The sequence below is a fragment of the Nocardia sp. BMG51109 genome (assembly GCF_000526215.1).
In the GTDB taxonomy this organism is placed as follows: Bacteria; Actinomycetota; Actinomycetes; order Mycobacteriales; family Mycobacteriaceae; genus Nocardia.
Genome location: NZ_JAFQ01000004.1, coordinates 2,205,641 through 2,221,120 on the forward strand (window position 1 = coordinate 2,205,641; position 15,480 = coordinate 2,221,120).

Annotated in this window: 14 protein-coding genes and 2 tRNA genes; 4 read left to right on the forward strand and 12 right to left on the reverse strand. The window is 68.7% G+C overall.

Annotated features, from left to right (window positions below; genetic code table 11):
• Positions 1-30: 30 nt before the first annotated feature.
• The 5 genes from D892_RS0111445 to D892_RS48475 all read right to left on the reverse strand — a co-directional run bounded on the left by D892_RS0111445 (position 31) and on the right by D892_RS48475 (position 4,045).
• A complete protein-coding gene (locus tag D892_RS0111445; protein WP_024801371.1) occupies positions 31-879 on the reverse strand; it encodes an ABC transporter permease in 849 nt (282 codons plus the stop codon).
• Complete coding sequence (locus tag D892_RS0111450) at positions 876-1,913, reverse strand: daunorubicin resistance protein DrrA family ABC transporter ATP-binding protein (RefSeq protein ID WP_024801372.1); 1,038 nt, start codon at positions 1,911-1,913, stop codon at positions 876-878. Before D892_RS0111450 ends, D892_RS0111445 begins: the two co-directional genes overlap by 4 nt.
• 736 nt (positions 1,914-2,649) lie before the next feature.
• Positions 2,650-3,660 (reverse strand): adenylate/guanylate cyclase domain-containing protein, encoded by a 1,011-nt coding sequence (locus D892_RS0111455; protein WP_024801373.1) that lies wholly within the window; start codon positions 3,658-3,660, stop codon positions 2,650-2,652.
• A gap of 189 nt (positions 3,661-3,849) precedes the next feature.
• Positions 3,850-3,925 (reverse strand) — tRNA-Ala (locus tag D892_RS0111460).
• A gap of 12 nt (positions 3,926-3,937) precedes the next feature.
• Positions 3,938-4,045, reverse strand: coding sequence for a DLW-39 family protein (locus D892_RS48475; RefSeq protein WP_232236058.1), 108 nt, complete (start codon positions 4,043-4,045; stop codon positions 3,938-3,940).
• A gap of 226 nt (positions 4,046-4,271) precedes the next feature.
• On the opposite strand from D892_RS48475, the gene D892_RS0111470 reads away from it, so the two are divergent.
• Positions 4,272-5,786 (forward strand): NAD(P)/FAD-dependent oxidoreductase, encoded by a 1,515-nt coding sequence (locus tag D892_RS0111470; RefSeq protein WP_024801374.1) that lies wholly within the window; start codon positions 4,272-4,274, stop codon positions 5,784-5,786.
• Positions 5,787-5,805: 19 nt separating this feature from the next.
• Here D892_RS0111470 and D892_RS0111475 read toward each other — a convergent pair whose 3' ends face one another.
• The 3 genes from D892_RS0111475 to D892_RS0111490 form a co-directional block, all read right to left on the reverse strand.
• Complete coding sequence (locus D892_RS0111475; protein ID WP_156959469.1) at positions 5,806-7,194, reverse strand: S1 family peptidase; 1,389 nt, start codon at positions 7,192-7,194, stop codon at positions 5,806-5,808.
• 294 nt (positions 7,195-7,488) lie between these two features.
• A complete protein-coding gene (locus D892_RS0111485) occupies positions 7,489-8,853 on the reverse strand; it encodes an ABC transporter permease (protein ID WP_051499044.1) in 1,365 nt (454 codons plus the stop codon).
• Positions 8,850-9,701 carry an ABC transporter ATP-binding protein gene (locus D892_RS0111490; RefSeq protein WP_156959945.1) on the reverse strand — a complete coding sequence of 284 codons (852 nt, stop codon included), beginning with the start codon at positions 9,699-9,701 and terminating at the stop codon, positions 8,850-8,852. The genes D892_RS0111485 and D892_RS0111490 overlap by 4 nt, the downstream gene beginning before the upstream one ends.
• A 290-nt stretch (positions 9,702-9,991) precedes the next feature.
• Here D892_RS0111490 and D892_RS45045 point away from each other — a divergent pair, with 290 nt between their 5' ends.
• Positions 9,992-10,510 carry a hemophore-related protein gene (locus D892_RS45045; RefSeq protein WP_198036880.1) on the forward strand — a complete coding sequence of 173 codons (519 nt, stop codon included), beginning with the start codon at positions 9,992-9,994 and terminating at the stop codon, positions 10,508-10,510.
• Positions 10,511-10,618: 108 nt separating this feature from the next.
• Complete coding sequence (locus tag D892_RS49150; protein WP_255360218.1) at positions 10,619-10,753, forward strand: hypothetical protein; 135 nt, start codon at positions 10,619-10,621, stop codon at positions 10,751-10,753.
• Between the two features lie 312 nt (positions 10,754-11,065).
• Here the strand turns inward: D892_RS49150 and D892_RS0111505 are convergent, their stop codons facing one another.
• Together D892_RS0111505 and D892_RS0111510 are read right to left on the reverse strand one after the other, a co-directional pair.
• The gene (locus D892_RS0111505) at positions 11,066-12,118 is read right to left on the reverse strand and encodes an alpha/beta hydrolase (protein ID WP_369801746.1); all 1,053 of its coding nucleotides are present in this window, start codon (positions 12,116-12,118) and stop codon (positions 11,066-11,068) included.
• Between the two features lie 81 nt (positions 12,119-12,199).
• Positions 12,200-12,919: an enoyl-CoA hydratase/isomerase family protein gene (locus tag D892_RS0111510; protein WP_024801380.1), complete on the reverse strand. Its 720-nt coding sequence runs from the start codon at positions 12,917-12,919 to the stop codon at positions 12,200-12,202.
• Between the two features lie 174 nt (positions 12,920-13,093).
• Here D892_RS0111510 and D892_RS0111515 point away from each other — a divergent pair.
• Positions 13,094-13,166: transfer RNA gene (locus D892_RS0111515), tRNA-Ala, on the forward strand.
• A 43-nt stretch (positions 13,167-13,209) separates the two neighbouring features.
• On the opposite strand, the gene D892_RS0111520 is transcribed toward D892_RS0111515, so the two are convergent.
• Positions 13,210-14,112: an alpha/beta fold hydrolase gene (locus D892_RS0111520; protein ID WP_024801381.1), complete on the reverse strand. Its 903-nt coding sequence runs from the start codon at positions 14,110-14,112 to the stop codon at positions 13,210-13,212.
• Between the two features lie 373 nt (positions 14,113-14,485).
• Positions 14,486-15,319 carry an SDR family oxidoreductase gene (locus tag D892_RS0111525; protein ID WP_024801382.1) on the reverse strand — a complete coding sequence of 278 codons (834 nt, stop codon included), beginning with the start codon at positions 15,317-15,319 and terminating at the stop codon, positions 14,486-14,488.
• Positions 15,320-15,480: the final 161 nt, after the last annotated feature.

Genomic DNA, 15,480 nt, shown 5'->3' on the forward strand with positions numbered 1-15,480 from the left:
CAGCACGACATTTCGTGCAGAAAAGGCTGCTCAGCGGCTGACCGAGCGCTTGAACTGACGCACGGCCAGCGGCACGAACACCACCAGGATCACGACCACCCAGATGAGCGTGGTCAGCGTCGGGTGCTGCATCGGCCAGGCATCCGCCCCCGGCACCGCCGGACCCGAGTTCCCGAACAGGTCGCGGGTGGCCTGGGTGACCGCCGAGACCGGATTCCATTCGGCGAACACCCGCAGCGGGGCCGGCAGCTTATCCAGCGGGACAAAGGTATTGGCCAGGAAGGTCAGCGGAAAGATGACCATGAAGCTGGCGTTGTTGAACACCTCGGGCGCCCGCACGATCAGGCCGACCACGGCCATGATCCAGGAGATCGCGTAGGCGAACAGCAACAGCAGCACATAGGCCAGCACGGCGTCGAGCAACGATCCGCGGATGCGCCAGCCGACCACGAGGCCCGTCAGCGACATCACGACCAGGCTCACCACGTTGATCACGACATCGGCGGCGGTGCGGCCGATGAGCACGGCCACCGGGGCCATCGGCAACGAGCGGAACCTGTCGATGATGCCCTTCTGCATATCCTCGGCCAGGCTCAACCCGGTGAACGTCGCACCGAAGACCGAGGTCTGCGCGAAGATGCCGGCGATCAGGAACTCGCGGTAGCCACCCGGCGGGCCGGGCACCTCGATCGCCGTACCGAAGATGTAGGCGAACAGCAGCACGAACATGATCGGCGACAGCGTCGAGAAGATCAGCACGTCCGGAACGCGCCTGATCTTGATGACGTTTCGCTTCGTGATCGTCAGGCTGTCGGTGACCACCATCGACATCCGCTGGCCGGCCGAAGGCCGATCGGCCAGGGCGGTAACCGTACTCATCGGGAATGTCCTTCCGTGGCTTCGACGCGATCGGCGGCGCGCTGCCCGCCGGCACTGCCGTTCTCGCCGGCGCCGCCGTTCTCGCCGATCAATTCGTCGGCCTCGTGGCCGGTCAGGGTCAGGAACACGTCGTCCAGCGACGGGCGGCGCAACCCCACGTCGTGAATTCGGACCCGGTGTTCGGCTAGGCGCCCGATCGCATCCACCAGGGCCTGCGATCCCTCGCTGACCGGCACGGTGATACGGCGCAGGGCGGGCTCGAGATGTATCTCGCCCACGGCGAGCGGGGCGAGGGCCTGCTGCGCGATCGCGAGACTGTCGGCCTGCTCGACGGTGAGCTCGATGCGGTCGCCGCCCACCATGGTCTTGAGTTCGTCGGCAGTACCGCGGGCGATGACCTTGCCGTGGTCGATCACGGCGATCGTGTCGGCCAGCCGGTCGGCCTCCTCCATGTACTGCGTGGTCAGCAGCAGCGTCGTACCACCGGCGACCAGTTCCTCGATGACGTCCCACAGGTCGAGGCGGGCGCGCGGATCCAGGCCGGTGGTCGGCTCGTCGAGGAACAGCACCGGTGGGTTCGCGACCAGGGCGCCGGCCAGATCCAGGCGGCGGCGCATGCCGCCGGAGTAGCCCTTCACGGGTCGGTCGGCGGCGTCGGTGAGCCGGAACCGGTCCAGCAGCTCCCGCGCGCGGTCCTTACTGCGCTGCACGCCCATGTGGTACAGCCGCCCGACCATCTCCAGATTTTCGAACCCGGTCAGGTACTCGTCGACGGCCGCGTACTGCCCGGAGGCGCCGATGCGCGCGCGCAGCCGCTGCGGTTCGCGCAGTACGTCGATCCCGGCCACCGTGGCGCTGCCGGCGTCCGGAATCAGCAGCGTGGTCAGCACCCGGACCGTCGTGGTCTTGCCGGCACCGTTGGGGCCCAGTAGCGCGGTGACCGTCCCCTCGGGGACCGTCAGATCGAGTTCGTCCAGGGCGGTCAGCCGACCGTACTTCTTGACCAGACCCTCGGCGATGATGGCGTCGGGCATGAGGCACCTGCCGTTCATGGATGGGTGTGTGGCGACCTGATCAACAGCGACCCGATCGACCTTGGCGCCAGTATTGCCCACAGCACCGACAAGTTTCATCCGAATATCGTGGAACCCGAACATGCTGGTCGACGACCCGCCACCGTGGATGGTCTCCGGACGGCAGGAGGCCGCATCCCGGGGATCCGGCGGTGCTCGGGGGTGCCGGCGGGATGCGGCCGATTAGATCGTCGCCGACCGGCCGGACCGGATCCCGAGTAGCGCGCTACTCGATCTCGCACATCCGGCGATACTCACCCGGACGACCGCACGCGGATTCGACACGCCGGAGGAACCGGGCAATCCGGAACGGCACAACCAGGCCGGGCGCGAACGGATCGTCGCATACGCGACACCGACCCCCTATACGCCTCACATCCGGGTTGGTTCGGCAAGATGGAAATGCTTGTCCCCCAACATATTCAAGCGTTTCGAAGCACTACCGGCACCCGCTTCCGAAAGGCGGAAACAGGCCTCCGCGACCACGACCGGAAAAAGTTTCCGAAAGTGGCGGCCCTCATACACACACAATCGCGAATCGTCGCGTAGGATCATTCACGTCGGCCCCTCCCCCCCGGGCCGACCTTACGCGGGCCTCGGCTAACTCCCCCCCTTCGCCGAGGCCCGCTCCTAATTTCCGGGTCTTTCCGAGCCGACCTCTTCGCGGCCAACTTCCTTCTCCCGGTGGCGATCCCGGTCAGGCGCGCCGTAGCACGTGCGAGCGCAGGCGATTGAATCCGCGCACCCGGACCCCGCGCAGATGCCGCAGGGTGAATCCCGGTTCCCCGGCCACCTGTGCGGCCGCGCCGTCATCGATCAGCACCGTCCCGGGCCGGGCCACACCGGTCAGCCGCGCCGCCGTGTTCACCACCGATCCGTACAGATCTCCGAAGCGTTGCAGCACCTCGCCGTAGGCCAGCCCCACCCGCAGCTCCGGCGTGCTCCCGTCGGCGAGCGCGGCTTCCTGGACGGCCAGTGCGATCCGGGCGCCCACCGCCGCCGATTCGGCGGCGAACATCACCTCGTCGCCGACGTTCTTGATGACCCAGCCGCCGTTGCCGGTGATCGCGTCGGTGGTGATGGTCTCGAACGACTCCAGCAGCCGGGTGAGTTCCTCGGGATCGAGATGGCGGGTCAGCCGGGTGTAGCCGACCATGTCGGCGAAGCCCACCGCCAGGTCGCGCAGGGTGGTGTCGCCGCCGCCGGACCCGTCGCCGTCCAGCGAGCGGCCCAGCGCGGCCGCCAGGTGCCGGCGCCAGGCATAGGCCTGCAACTGCTGCAGCGTCGAGACGACCTCCTCGGTCGCCTCCTGGGCGATCGCGGCCTCATCGGCGGCCGGATCGGCGGCGGTGATCGCCCGGATGCGGTCCACGATCTCCTCAGCCACCAGGTCGACCTGCCATTCGGCCAGCCGCGCCATCGACTGGCCGAGCGTGCGCGCGGCCCCCGACTGCTGCCGCACGTCGGTCGCCGCCAGCGCCGCCAGGCTCTGAAAGTTGTTGACCGCCTCGACATCCGCGTCGGTGTACTCGACCGCCTCGTCGTCCGGGTTGGCCGGGAAGCCCAGCGATATCCACAGCCTGCGGGTCAGCTCCGGCGGCAATCCGGACTGCCGGGAGACGTCCTCCCGCGTGTAGCGGCGCGGACCGTTCAGCAGGTATGGCTCGACGACCGATTGCACCAGCTTCGACAACTCCGGAGACGCCATGTCTCGACCTTACGGCCCGCTCGGCCACGCATCATCGGGTAGTGATCACTCACTGTCCGCGCGCACCGCCCCCGAACCGAATCCCTGTGTGATTCATGACATCTCACCTGCTGCGCCGGGAAGCCGTCCGGCACTGCGGATTTCGACCGCCGGACGCATCCGATGCGCCGACGGGAAGCGGATACCGCCTGGTGGAGCCTAGGGGAATCGAACCCCTAACCCCTGCCTTGCAAAGGCAGTGCTCTGCCAATTGAGCTAAGGCCCCGGGTGCACCCCGTCAGCGGGAGGTCACCTCGTGCCACAGGTCGGCGTCGTTGCGCTGACGGAACTTGCTGACGGCGAACACGACTGCGGCAACCACGCCGATGGTGAGGAGAAATTTCATGGCTCCCACCCTACTGCGATGCGCGGAACCGGGCGTCGCGAGGACCGGGCTCCGCCGACCCGGCCGCCACCGCCGCGACGGCCTCGCTCCCGGCAACCGGCCGCCCGAACACGCCGCCGATTGCCATTTGTTAACTATCACTGAGACCGGGTACATAGAATCCTCGCAAAAGGTGCAATGTTCGCGGGTGTGGTGTCGGCGACGGTGGCGGCGAGGGGAGTTCACGGTGGGCGCGTGCGCGCAGGTGCGGGTGGCGGTCGTCGGTGCGGGTTTCGGCGGAATCGGCATGGGATCTGCGCTGAAACGCGCCGGTTTCGACGACTTCGTGATCCTGGAGAAGGGCGCGGACGTCGGCGGCGTGTGGCGGGAGAACACCTACCCCGGATGCTCGTGTGACGTACCGTCGCACCTGTATTCGCTGTCCGTTCGCCCGTACCGCGATACCGGCACGCGCTACCCGCGGCAAAGCGGCATTCTGGCGTATCTGCACGAGGTCGTCGCGGCCGAGGGGCTCGAACCACATCTACGGCTGCGGACCGCGATCCGCGAGGCCGTCTACGACGACACCGCCGGCCACTGGACCCTGGCCACCGCCGACGGCGGTGTGGTCGTCGCCGACACCGTCATCTTCGCGGTGGGTCAGCTGCACCGGCCCTACGTACCCGACATCGCGGGCCGCAGTGAGTTCACCGGCGCGGCGTTCCACTCCGCGGCCTGGGAGCACTCCCTGGATCCGCGCGGCCGCGACGTGGCCGTGATCGGCACCGGATCCAGTGGCGCGCAACTGGTCCCGCGGATCGCCGGCGACGCCCGCCGGGTCACCGTCTACCAGCGGACACCGCACTGGATACTCCCCAAACCACGCGCGCGGTTCGGCGCGGTGGCACGGACGGCGCTGCGGCTGCCGGGGATGCACGGACTGTATCGGCGGGCCCTGCACCACGGGGCGGATCTCGCGCTGACGCCGATCGCCGGGCGCGGCTGGTCGGCCCGGCCGGCCCAGCACCTCGCCCGGACACATCTGCGCAGGCAGATCCCCGATCCGGCGTTACGGGCCGCGCTCACACCGCAGTACCCGATCGGGGCCAAACGCATCCTGTTCGACAGCGACTTCTATCCGGCACTGCGGGAGGAGCACGTCGAACTCGTCACCGAGACCATCGCCAGGATCACCGCCGACGGCATCGAGACGGTCGACCGGCGGCACCGTCCCGCCGACGTCATCGTGTACGCCACGGGGTTTCGGGCACCGGAGTTCCTGGTGCCGCTGACCGTCGTGGGCCGGGCGGGCGCGAGCCTGCACGAGCGCTGGGCCAGGGGCGCCGACGCCTATCTCGGGCTGGCCGTGCCCGAGTTCCCGAACATGTTCCTCATCGCCGGCCCGAACACCTTCCTGAGCACCGGATCCAACCCCTTCATGAAGGAATGCCAGATCCGCTACATCATCGAATGCCTCCGCTGGCGCGACCGGACCGGCGCGGCCGCCATCGAGGTGGCGCCCGACGTCGCCGCACGGTACCGGGAGTGGCTGCGGGACCGGCTGGAGGCCACGGTCTGGACCTCGGGAGGGAGCTGGTATCAGCACGCCAGCGGCGCCGTCACCAATCCCTGGCCCGCCTCCGCGCGCCGGTTCGACCGGATGACCCGGACCGACCCTTCCCGTGCGTTCGTGCCGGACACCCTTCGCCGCCCCGGCCCCGCGGTGGCCGAACCGCACAGGGCGGCGGTCGGCGAGCCCTGACGCGGGCGGACGTCCAGGATCAGCGAGTACGAACGGTGAGGCCGGGGTTGTCGTCGAGCACGGTGCCGATCGGCTGGCCCAGCAGGATGGGCAGATGCCCGCAACCCTGGTCCAGCGGCGTGGCGGCCGTGAGGATGGCGCTGTTGACCCCGACCGCCTTGGTGCCGGCGAAGATCGGCCCGCCGCTGTCGCCGCGCTGGGCACAGAGATTGACCACGAACATGTCCTCAATCTCGACGGCCTTCCCATCGTGCCCCGGCACGTCGCTCAGCCGGCCCTGCTGGCCCACCGCCAGGACCGGGCCGCAGGAGTAACCGGACCGAAAGCCGGACTTGCACACCGGGACTCCGACCACCGGGTCGGCCGTTCCGTCGATCCGCAGCAGATCCCGCTCGTCGCCGGCCGCCGCGTCGCTGCTGCCGAGAGACGGCCATCCGGCGCTGCTGCCCGCGCCCTCGGCCGGGGGCGCCACCCGCTCGGTCGACACCAGGTTGTTCCGGAATCGCGGTGCGGCCGAATCGTCGATCCGGATGATCGAGTAGTCGTGCGGGGCGAAGTTCGAAACCTCGAAGTGGCCGATCTCGTCGCCACGCCGATTGTCGCGGATATCGAAGACCTGTTGCGGCCGTGCGCTTTTCGCGGCAGGGTCGACCAGGTTGCCGGGATCGCAGTGTCCGGCGGTGATATTGACCGCATGCCCCTCGGCATCGGTGCCGTTGAAGCCGTACGAGCACCGGTGGGTCTTGCCGCCGAGTTCGACCGCATAGGGCCGGCCGCCGACGACGGGCTCGGTGGACTCGGCGTCCGCGATCGGCCGGCCGGCAGCGGGGCCGTCGTCGGGCAGGACCTCGGGCATCGCCATCACGACGGAACGGACGGGCCCGACCGCGTCGGGCACCCGGACGTCCTCGGTCGCGCGGATCTCGAGGCTGTTGTGCAGCAGATCGACGCCGTATCCGACGATGGCATCCGCCACGGATCGAGGCTGGTCACCCAGCCAGCGCTCGAACGCGGCCTGGCGGTCGCGCAGCCTCGCCTCGCTGTCGGCGACCGTCTCCACCACGAATCCCGCCTTCTGGGCGTCCCTCCGGGCACCGGATGCGGGCGTCCCGGCGGTCAGCATGACGATCGGGCGGCCGCCGTCCATCCGTGTTCCGCCGAAGACGGCCGGATACGTGCGGCGGGCCGCCTTCGCGAACTCCGACAGCCGCTGCGCAGTGGCGACCCGGGCGAGATATTCGTGCGCGTCGATGCCCAGGTCCCGGCGCACCGCCTCGATCAGGCCGAGGGGCAGCGGAACGTCGTCGGGACCGGGGTCGGCCGCGACCGGCGGTGCGGTCGAAACGGCCACGGCCACGGCGGCACAGCAGCCCAGAACGGTGCGGAACATGCGCGAACCCGGAGTCATCGAGCTGCCTCCTGAGAGGATGGACAGTGGTGGTGACCGTTCCCGATGCTATGTCACACCCGTCACAAAATGGACCAATTGGTCTTCGGCCGTGTCGGTGTCACGCCGCCGGAGTTCATCCGGGCCGAGCAGAGTGCCCGCAGGCAGAGGAACACGGCGACATCCGGTTCCACACCCGGACTCGGTCCGCTCCGAATAGTTCACGGTGGTCCGTCGGCCCCACAAGGGTGAGCGGACCGCCGGTCGGTCACGTCGCCGGACCGGGCGGGAGGGCGTTCGGCCCGGCGACGTCGGTCATCCGGGCAGCCCGGCGGTCGATGCGGTCCGGTCGTCTTCGGGCACATCTCTCGCCGGGGCCTCCGGCTCCTCGTCGCGCGCCGCCGGGGCGGCCTCGACAACCGCGCCGGATTGCCGCCCTCGACCGAACAGCCGTGCCCGGCTCGATCGGTCGAGCCGCAGCGCGGTACGCAGCGAGACACGGCTTCCGGTGAGCAGCACGGCATTTCCGTAGACGCGCCCGGCCAGGCGGGCGGTCACCGCGATCGTCACCAGGGTGAGCGCCACGGCGGCGGCCATCTGCCAGCCGGGCACCGTATAAGCGGCGCGCATCGGCATCAGGACCGGCGACAACAGCGGGACCAGCGACAGAACCACCGTCGTCGTCCCGTTCGGGTGGGCCGGCACCGTGGTCTGCCCGATCAGGTACGCCGCGATCACCAGCACGGTCACCGGGGTGGCGACCGAGGCCAGATCCTCCTGCCGGGACACCAGCGACGCGGCCGCGGCGATCACCAGCGCGTACAGGAAATAGCCCAGCAGGTACCAGACCAGCGCCCACCCGACCACGCCGGTGAGGACCGCGGCCGACATGTGCAGCACCCCCGTCGCCACCGCGGTGCCGGCGCCGGCCGCCGCCAGCACCGCGACCTGGGCGATCGTCACGATGCCGATGCCGAGTACCTTGCCCGCCAACAGTTCCCAGGGACGGATCGTCGCCAGCAGCAGCTCGACGATGCGGTTGGCCTTCTCCTCGACCACCCCCTGCCCCGTCAGCTGGATGCTGATCAGCAGCATCACGTAGGTCAGCACGCCCACGACACTGGCCATGCCGATGCGGGCGGCGCGGTGCTCGTCGGCCGCCTGCAACGGATGGGTGACCACCGTCGCCGAGGCCAGGGCCTGCTGAACCGTGGCCGGGTCGCCGCCGAGCGTGACGATCTGCTGATTCAGCGCGAGCTGCCGGGCCAGCAGGCCGAGCGGCGCCTGCAGATCGTTCGGCAGCGCCGAGTTCACCACCACCTGCAGCCGGGCGGCCCAGTCGTCGGGAGCGTCCACCAGCACGGCCGCCAGATCACCGTCGCGGACCTTCGCCTCACCCGCGGCCCGGTCGACCACCGTGGTCCGGATCTGCTTGCCCGTCGCCTGCCCGGCGCTGACCAGCAACTGCTGGTATTCGGCCGTCTCCGCGGTGACACCGATCTGCTGCACCGACGCGGCCTGGCCCCGGCCCAGGAAGTGGAACAGCAGCACCGAACCGACGACCGCCGCCAGCAGCACGATCGTGATCACCAGGAACGATCGCGAGCGCAGCCGGGTACCGACCTCCCGGGCGGCGACGAGCCGAATCGCCTGCGTCCCGGACATCTGATCGCTGCTCACGCGGCCTCCTGATCGGTATCGGCGACGACATGCTGGAACAACTCGCTCAAACTGGGCTGCACGCGGGCGAATTCGCGCACCGGGCTCACGGCCAGCGCGGCCGCGAGCACCCGCTGGTCGTCGACTTCCTCGGTCAGGCGCAGGGTCCAGCGCGACCCGTCTCGGTGATCCACCTCCACGCCGGGCAGCCGGGCGGCCCAGTCGTCGGGAGCGTCGGGCACGTCGATCGCGAGCCGGGCCGGCCCGCGACTACGCAGTTCGTCGACCGTGCCGCAGGCGATCACGGTGCCGTTGCGGACGATCCCGACCCGATCGCACAGCCGCTCGACCAGGTCGAGCTGATGCGAGGAGAACACCACCGGGCTGTTGCCGGCCTCGCAGCGCTCTCGCAGCACCGAGCTCATCACCTCGACCGCAACCGGATCCAGGCCGGAGAACGGCTCGTCGAGAACCAGGATGTCCGGGTCGTGCACCAGCGCCGTCGCCAGCTGCACGCGCTGCTGATTGCCCAGGCTCAGCTTCAGCACGTCGTCGTCGGCGCGCCCGTCGATGCCCAGTCGCAGCATCCACAGCCGCGCCGCGGCATCCGCCTCCCAGGCCGGAACACCGTGCAGGCGAGCGAAATACCGCAATTGCGCACCGACCGGCATGCGCGGATACAACCCTCGTTCCTCCGGCATGTACCCGATCCGCCGACGCACCGCTAGATCGATCGGCCGCCCCGCCCAGCGCACTTCCCCGCCGTCGGCGCCCACCACTCCCATGACGATTCGCATGGTGGTCGTCTTTCCGGCGCCGTTGGCGCCGACGAAACCGAACATCTCTCCCGCGCGCACGTCGAATGTCATGTCCGACAACGCCACCACGTCGCCGTACCGCTTCCGCAGACCCGCGATTTCCAACACGCGAACTCCTCGCCTCCCATTCGCCGTACCCGTAATTCGATATGCCTTCTACATGCCTTGGACATCCACTGAATGACGTGAAAACAGCGCGCCGACCCGCCGATTCGGGGCGCTCGTGCGGCCGCGCACCCACAGTAGGTGAGCGGCCGCGCGCTCCCCGGCCACCCGGTCGGCGCGTCGCCGCACACCCTGGTGACAAATCACCGCATTTCTCATTTCGTACGCATGTCCCAATGGATTTCGACCGCGCACGACGCCGGCTGTTGCGTCGAAACTCGATCGCGGTTGGCTACGATCACCGCCGGGGCCGCAGAGCCCCGGATATTCGAACTGACTCTACGAAGGGTGAATTCATGAGGATGCTCAACGCCCGCTGTGCGATCGTCGCCGTAGCCGTCGGCGGATTCGCGGTCGGCACCGGGTTGTTCGGATCGGCAGCCGCGTCCGCCGACGCGGTCGACGATATCGGGCCGTTGCTGACTTCGAGCTGTTCCTTCGCTCAGATCGACTCCGCGCTGCACGAAGTCGCGCCCGATACCGCCGCCCGGCTGGATTCCGTTCCCCTGCAGAAGAATGTTCTGCAGCTCGTGCTCTCCCAGCCCGCCGACAAGCGCGCGGCGATGTACGAACAGTTGACGACGCAGCGCAAGAAGCTCGCCAGCACCACCGGTATGGATGCCGGACTCGGCGTCGATAGGCCGGAAATCGGTCCGGTCATGCAGCGGGTCGCCGATTCCTGCCAGCGTTACTGAGGTCGCCTACTGGTCGGTTGTTTTATAGGGCGATCGTCCAAATAAAACAAACCTGGCGAAGTTCCCGACACGCCGCCGCGGTTCAGCGGTAACAGAGCCATAGTTGGCATGATCGCTCGTGCTAGTTCACCATCAATCACGCAACAGGAGGAAAACATGCTTCTGCCCGTCGTTGGCAGTGCCGCCGGTCTGGCCGTCGCCGCTCTGGGCACGATTGCTGGCATCATCATCGCGGTGATCTGATCCAGTAATCGATGAAAGCGGGTCGGACGTCTGCAGGAGGGACGCCCGACCCGCATTTCGCCGTTACGAGCCCGCCGATAATGCGGCGGGTGCACTACCTCGAGACATTTGCTCGGCATATTCGCCGAGTCAGCGCACACACCTAGAAACAGGAGAGAACCATGCTGCTGCCCGTCGTGGGAAGTGCTGTCGGTGCGGCCGTCGCCGCCGCCTCGGTCATCACCGGGATCATCATCGCGATCATCTAGTATCGCGCTCCGAACAGACGCGGGCCGGACGCCACGGACTTGGCGACCGGCCCGCGCTTCGTTACTACAGGCCCATGCCCCGGGCCAGGACCGGCCAGGACCGCTCGAATTCGTCCTGCCAATAGCCCCACGAATGAGTGCCGGGGCCGAGATGATAAGTCGCCGGAATGCCGAGGGACTCGAGCCGGGACTTCATGTTCTGCGTGCAGTAGTTGGTCGCGGCCTCGATCAGACCGCCGACCGTGACCTGATTGACCAACCCACCGACTCCGGGCAATGCATAGGGGTCGCCCAGTGCGTCGTGCCGGCCCGGCATGCCGTTCCCGGACGACATGTAGATGTTGAGCCCGCGTAAATGCTCGGCCTGAATGTACGGATCGTTCTTCTCCCATTCGGGCGAGCCGACCGGGCCCCACATGTTGTCGGCATTGCCGCCGCCCCACGCGACCGCGGTTTTCACGAATCGTGAGCCGACCGGATCGCTGGCTTGAACACATCCGCTGTAAGCCGCCGCCGACTTGAACAGACCCGGCTTCGCGATCGGCAGCGACAGGACCGTGGTGGCGGAGGTGGAAATTCCGGCGATGGCGTTCAGGCCGTTCGTGCCGAGCGCCCGATCGATGATCGGCGGCAGTTCCTCGGTCAGGTAGGTCTTCCATTTGTTGCGCCCGAGCGCGGGATCGTCCTTGATCCAGTCGGTGTAGTAACTGAACTTTCCACCGATCGGCAGGATCAGGTTCGCATTCTTGTCCGACATGAACTCCTGGGCATGACCCTTTGCCTGCCAGGATGCCTCGTCCAGACCGCCGCCCGCACCGCTGAGCAAGTACAGGCTGGGCCGCGGCCGCGACCTGTCGGTCGGCAACTGGATTTCCACCGGAAATTTCTGATCCATGGCCGCGGAATAGATCTGGAGCCGGATATTTCGGTCATCGATGCGCTCGACACCGGCGAGGTGCGAACCATCGGGCGCCGTGGCGCCGGTTTCCGCCCCGGCCACCGGCGCCGGTGCGGCATATCCGGGCGAGGCGCCGAGTACCGACCAGGCCAGCAGCCCGGACAACGCGAAACCGGTAACGGTGCGTGCGCGACGCGCGTTGAGAACCCCTGCTTTCAAACCCCAATTCATACCCAAGCTTTTAGCACGCCCATTCATATCCGACCGGCACCGACACCATGAAATTCGCGCACGGAAAAATCAACCGCCGGACGACGGTTTCCGATGGTTGTAGCCGGCCACCGGCGTCGACAGCTGCGCCACGACCTCGTGATGGAGCTGTCGCTTGATATCGGCGAGGACCGGCCCGCGGGTGTGTGCCACATTCTTGGCGTATTCGACCGCGGCGGGGAGCACGCCGTCCGCGGGCGCGATTTCATCGATCAGACCCCGGTCCAGCGCCTCGGGGCCGCGATAGCGGCGACCGGTGGCCAGCGCCTCGTGCACGGTCCGCGGCGGCAGCCGCGCGGCAGCCAGGGCCACGGTGCCGGGGGCGTACGACGTGCCGATCGTGATACCCGGGAAGCAGAAGTAGCCGCGATCGTCGCGCATCACGGCGCGATCGTGGGTGAGCGCCAGAAACGCGCCGGCACCGAAGGTGTGGCCCTGCAATGCGGCGACCGTCGGCAGCGGAGATACCAGCATCCGCGCGAACAACCGCTGGATCTCGCTCAGGTAGGTGTCGACCTCGCCCGGATGCTCCGCGACCCAATTCAGATCGGCGCCGGTCGAGTAGAACTTGCCGGCGCCGACCGTCACCACCGCCCGCGGGCCCGGCTCCGCCTCGACCTCGTCGAGCAGTGCGTGGAATCGCGCCATCCACTCCGGGTGGAACCGGTTCTCCGGATCGCTGCTGTCGGTATGCTCGGCGTCATCCAGATGCAGGATCGCGACATCGCCCTCGTGTTCAAGGTACGGCACGGGGTGAATGCTACACAGTTGCTGACAACCCTCCCGAGATTTCCGAGGAGCGTGTACGGCGGGCCGGACGAGCCCCGACCGGCGCAACCGATCCCGCTTTTTGACCACGCATACGCCCGGAAGGTACCGTTTCGGAGCACACGATCGACACTTCGCACTGGTCGAGTGCACGATGGGGCCTTAGCTCAATTGGCAGAGCACTGCCTTTGCAAGGCAGGGGTTAGGGGTTCGATTCCCCTAGGCTCCACAAGTGATCAGGCTCCACAAGTGAATCGGGCTCCACCGGCGCATCAGACGCCGTCGGCGAATCGCTCGATCTGGCTGTGGATCTCCTCGGCGACCAGATCGGGTTCGCGGAGCAGCACGTAGTGGTCGGACTGCTCGGCGACGACGTGGTGACCCCTGGGGGACCTGGCCGCCTGGCGGGCGTGCAGGTCGTTGAGGGTGGTGCGGAGCTTGCGGTTCATACCGTTCCCGGCCCGTCCCGCGGAGATCACGGTGACCGGAAGATCGCCGAGATTCGGTGGTGTCTCGCGGTATACGGCCAGCTCGTCGAGGAACGTACGTCCCTGGTCGGCGAAGGTCTTCATCGCCTGCGCGGTGAATCCCTCCCGCCGCATGTCCTCGCGCGCGTCCGGGGGCAGCGGCGTGATGATCGAGCGGAAGAACGGCCGCAGTACCCGCAGTCGTGCCGCCGCGACCCCGAGCGCGTGGTTCGCCCGTTCCATCTTTCGGAACGACGGGGTGAACAGGGCGTCCAGGCCCTCCTCGGTGGGGTCGACCAGGACGAGTCCGGCGATCCGGTCCGGGTTCGCGGCCGTCGCGGCGCGCGCGATCGGTCCGCCCGCGCTGTGCCCGACGAGCACGTACGGCCCCGCGCCGAAGTGGTCGAGCACCTCGCCGAGATCGCCGGCCATCCGGGCCAGTGTCCGCGACGACGGGTCGGGCGCGCTGCGACCGAGGCCGGAGCGGTCGTAGACGATCGCCCGCGCCCACTCCCCGACCTGTGACTGCACCAGCGCCCACATGGACCGGCTGGCCGCGCCGCCGGCCTCGAACACGACGGTCGGCATGCCCGGATCTCCCGGGCCCGGCAGCACCATCGCGTGCAGCCTGCGCCCGTCCGAGGTCGTCACCCATTCGGAAGCGCCCTGGGTGTGCCGCTCGGGCGACGACGCGCTGGTCTTCTCCACTGGTTCAACCTCTTTCGCCGATGGTTGGCCCCGACACCAGTACCCGGCCGACGGCCGGTCCGAGGACAGCGTACGCATCGGCGGCGACAGTGTGACCACACACCTCTCCCGAGACCGATCGAGCGGCGGAGTCCCGTCGGCCGGACCATTCGGGCACGGCCCCCGCACGGAACAAGCGGGTACAGCCCAGCAGCCGGGCAGAGCGAGTACCGGTGGGCGGCGCCGGGGGCGGCTCGAAGGCAGCTGATGTCCAGCGAACACCACGCCAACTGTCCGATACCAGGGCACCGGAACTCGGCCGACACAAGGCGAATGCGAGCCATTCGGCGCCGGATGGCCAGAGGCTCCGATCCGCGAGCGACCGCGGACGCGGTCAGAGGTTCCGGACCCGCTCGTCGTAGTCGCGGCGGGCGGCGTGGTCGACCTCGTCGAGGAAGATGCGGTCGACGCCCAGGCGGCGCGAGGAGAACTCGCCGACCCGGCGCGGAGTGAGCTTGTTCAGGCCGGCGAGGATGCCGGCCAGCCGGGTGACCACCACGCGGCGGCGCGGGCGGGCAATGAGCTCGGCGACCGCGCGGGCGACGTCGCCGGGCTCGGCGAGCAGGCCCATCGGCGCTCGGGTGCCGGCGATGAGCTCGGTCCGGGTGAACGTCGGCAGCACCGCCGAGAACCGCACACCGGTGCCGCGGTGCTCCAGCCGCATCGCCTCGGTGAAGCCGAGCACCGCCTGCTTGCTCGCGCAGTACGTGGCCATCCCGGGAGTCGGGTTCTCCCCGGCCAGCGAGGCGATGTTCACGATGTGCCCGGCCCGGCGCGAAAGCATCCGCGGCAGTGCGAGTTTGGTGCCGAGCATGACGCCGTAGACGTTGATGTCGAGGATCCGGTGGGTGATCTCGTCGGATTCCGCGGTGAACCGTCCGACCGGCATGATGCCCGCGTTGTTGATCAGCGCATCGATCGGCCCCAGCTCGCGCTCGGCCGCGTCGAGGAACTCGGCGAACGAGTCGTGATCGGTGACGTCGAGCGGCAATCCCGCGCCGAGCCCGAGGTCGGCGGCCGTCCGAGCCGCCGCCTCGGCGTCGACGTCGCCGATCGCGACCCGGGCACCCCGGCCGGTCAGCTCGGCGGCGATCGACCGGCCGATGCCGCGCGCGCCGCCGGTGACGGCGACGACCCGGCCGGCCACGGCCGTGCGGCTCTTCGCCATACCGCCTCCGGTCGCATCGCTCACGGCTGCATCACCTGCGGGCACTCGCGGCTCCCTCCGTGGTGACGCACGCTGCCGCCTGCGGTCGCGCCGCTCATGGCTGTACCACCTGCGGGCATTCCCGGCTCCCTCCGTGGTGACGCACGCTGCCGCCTCCGGTC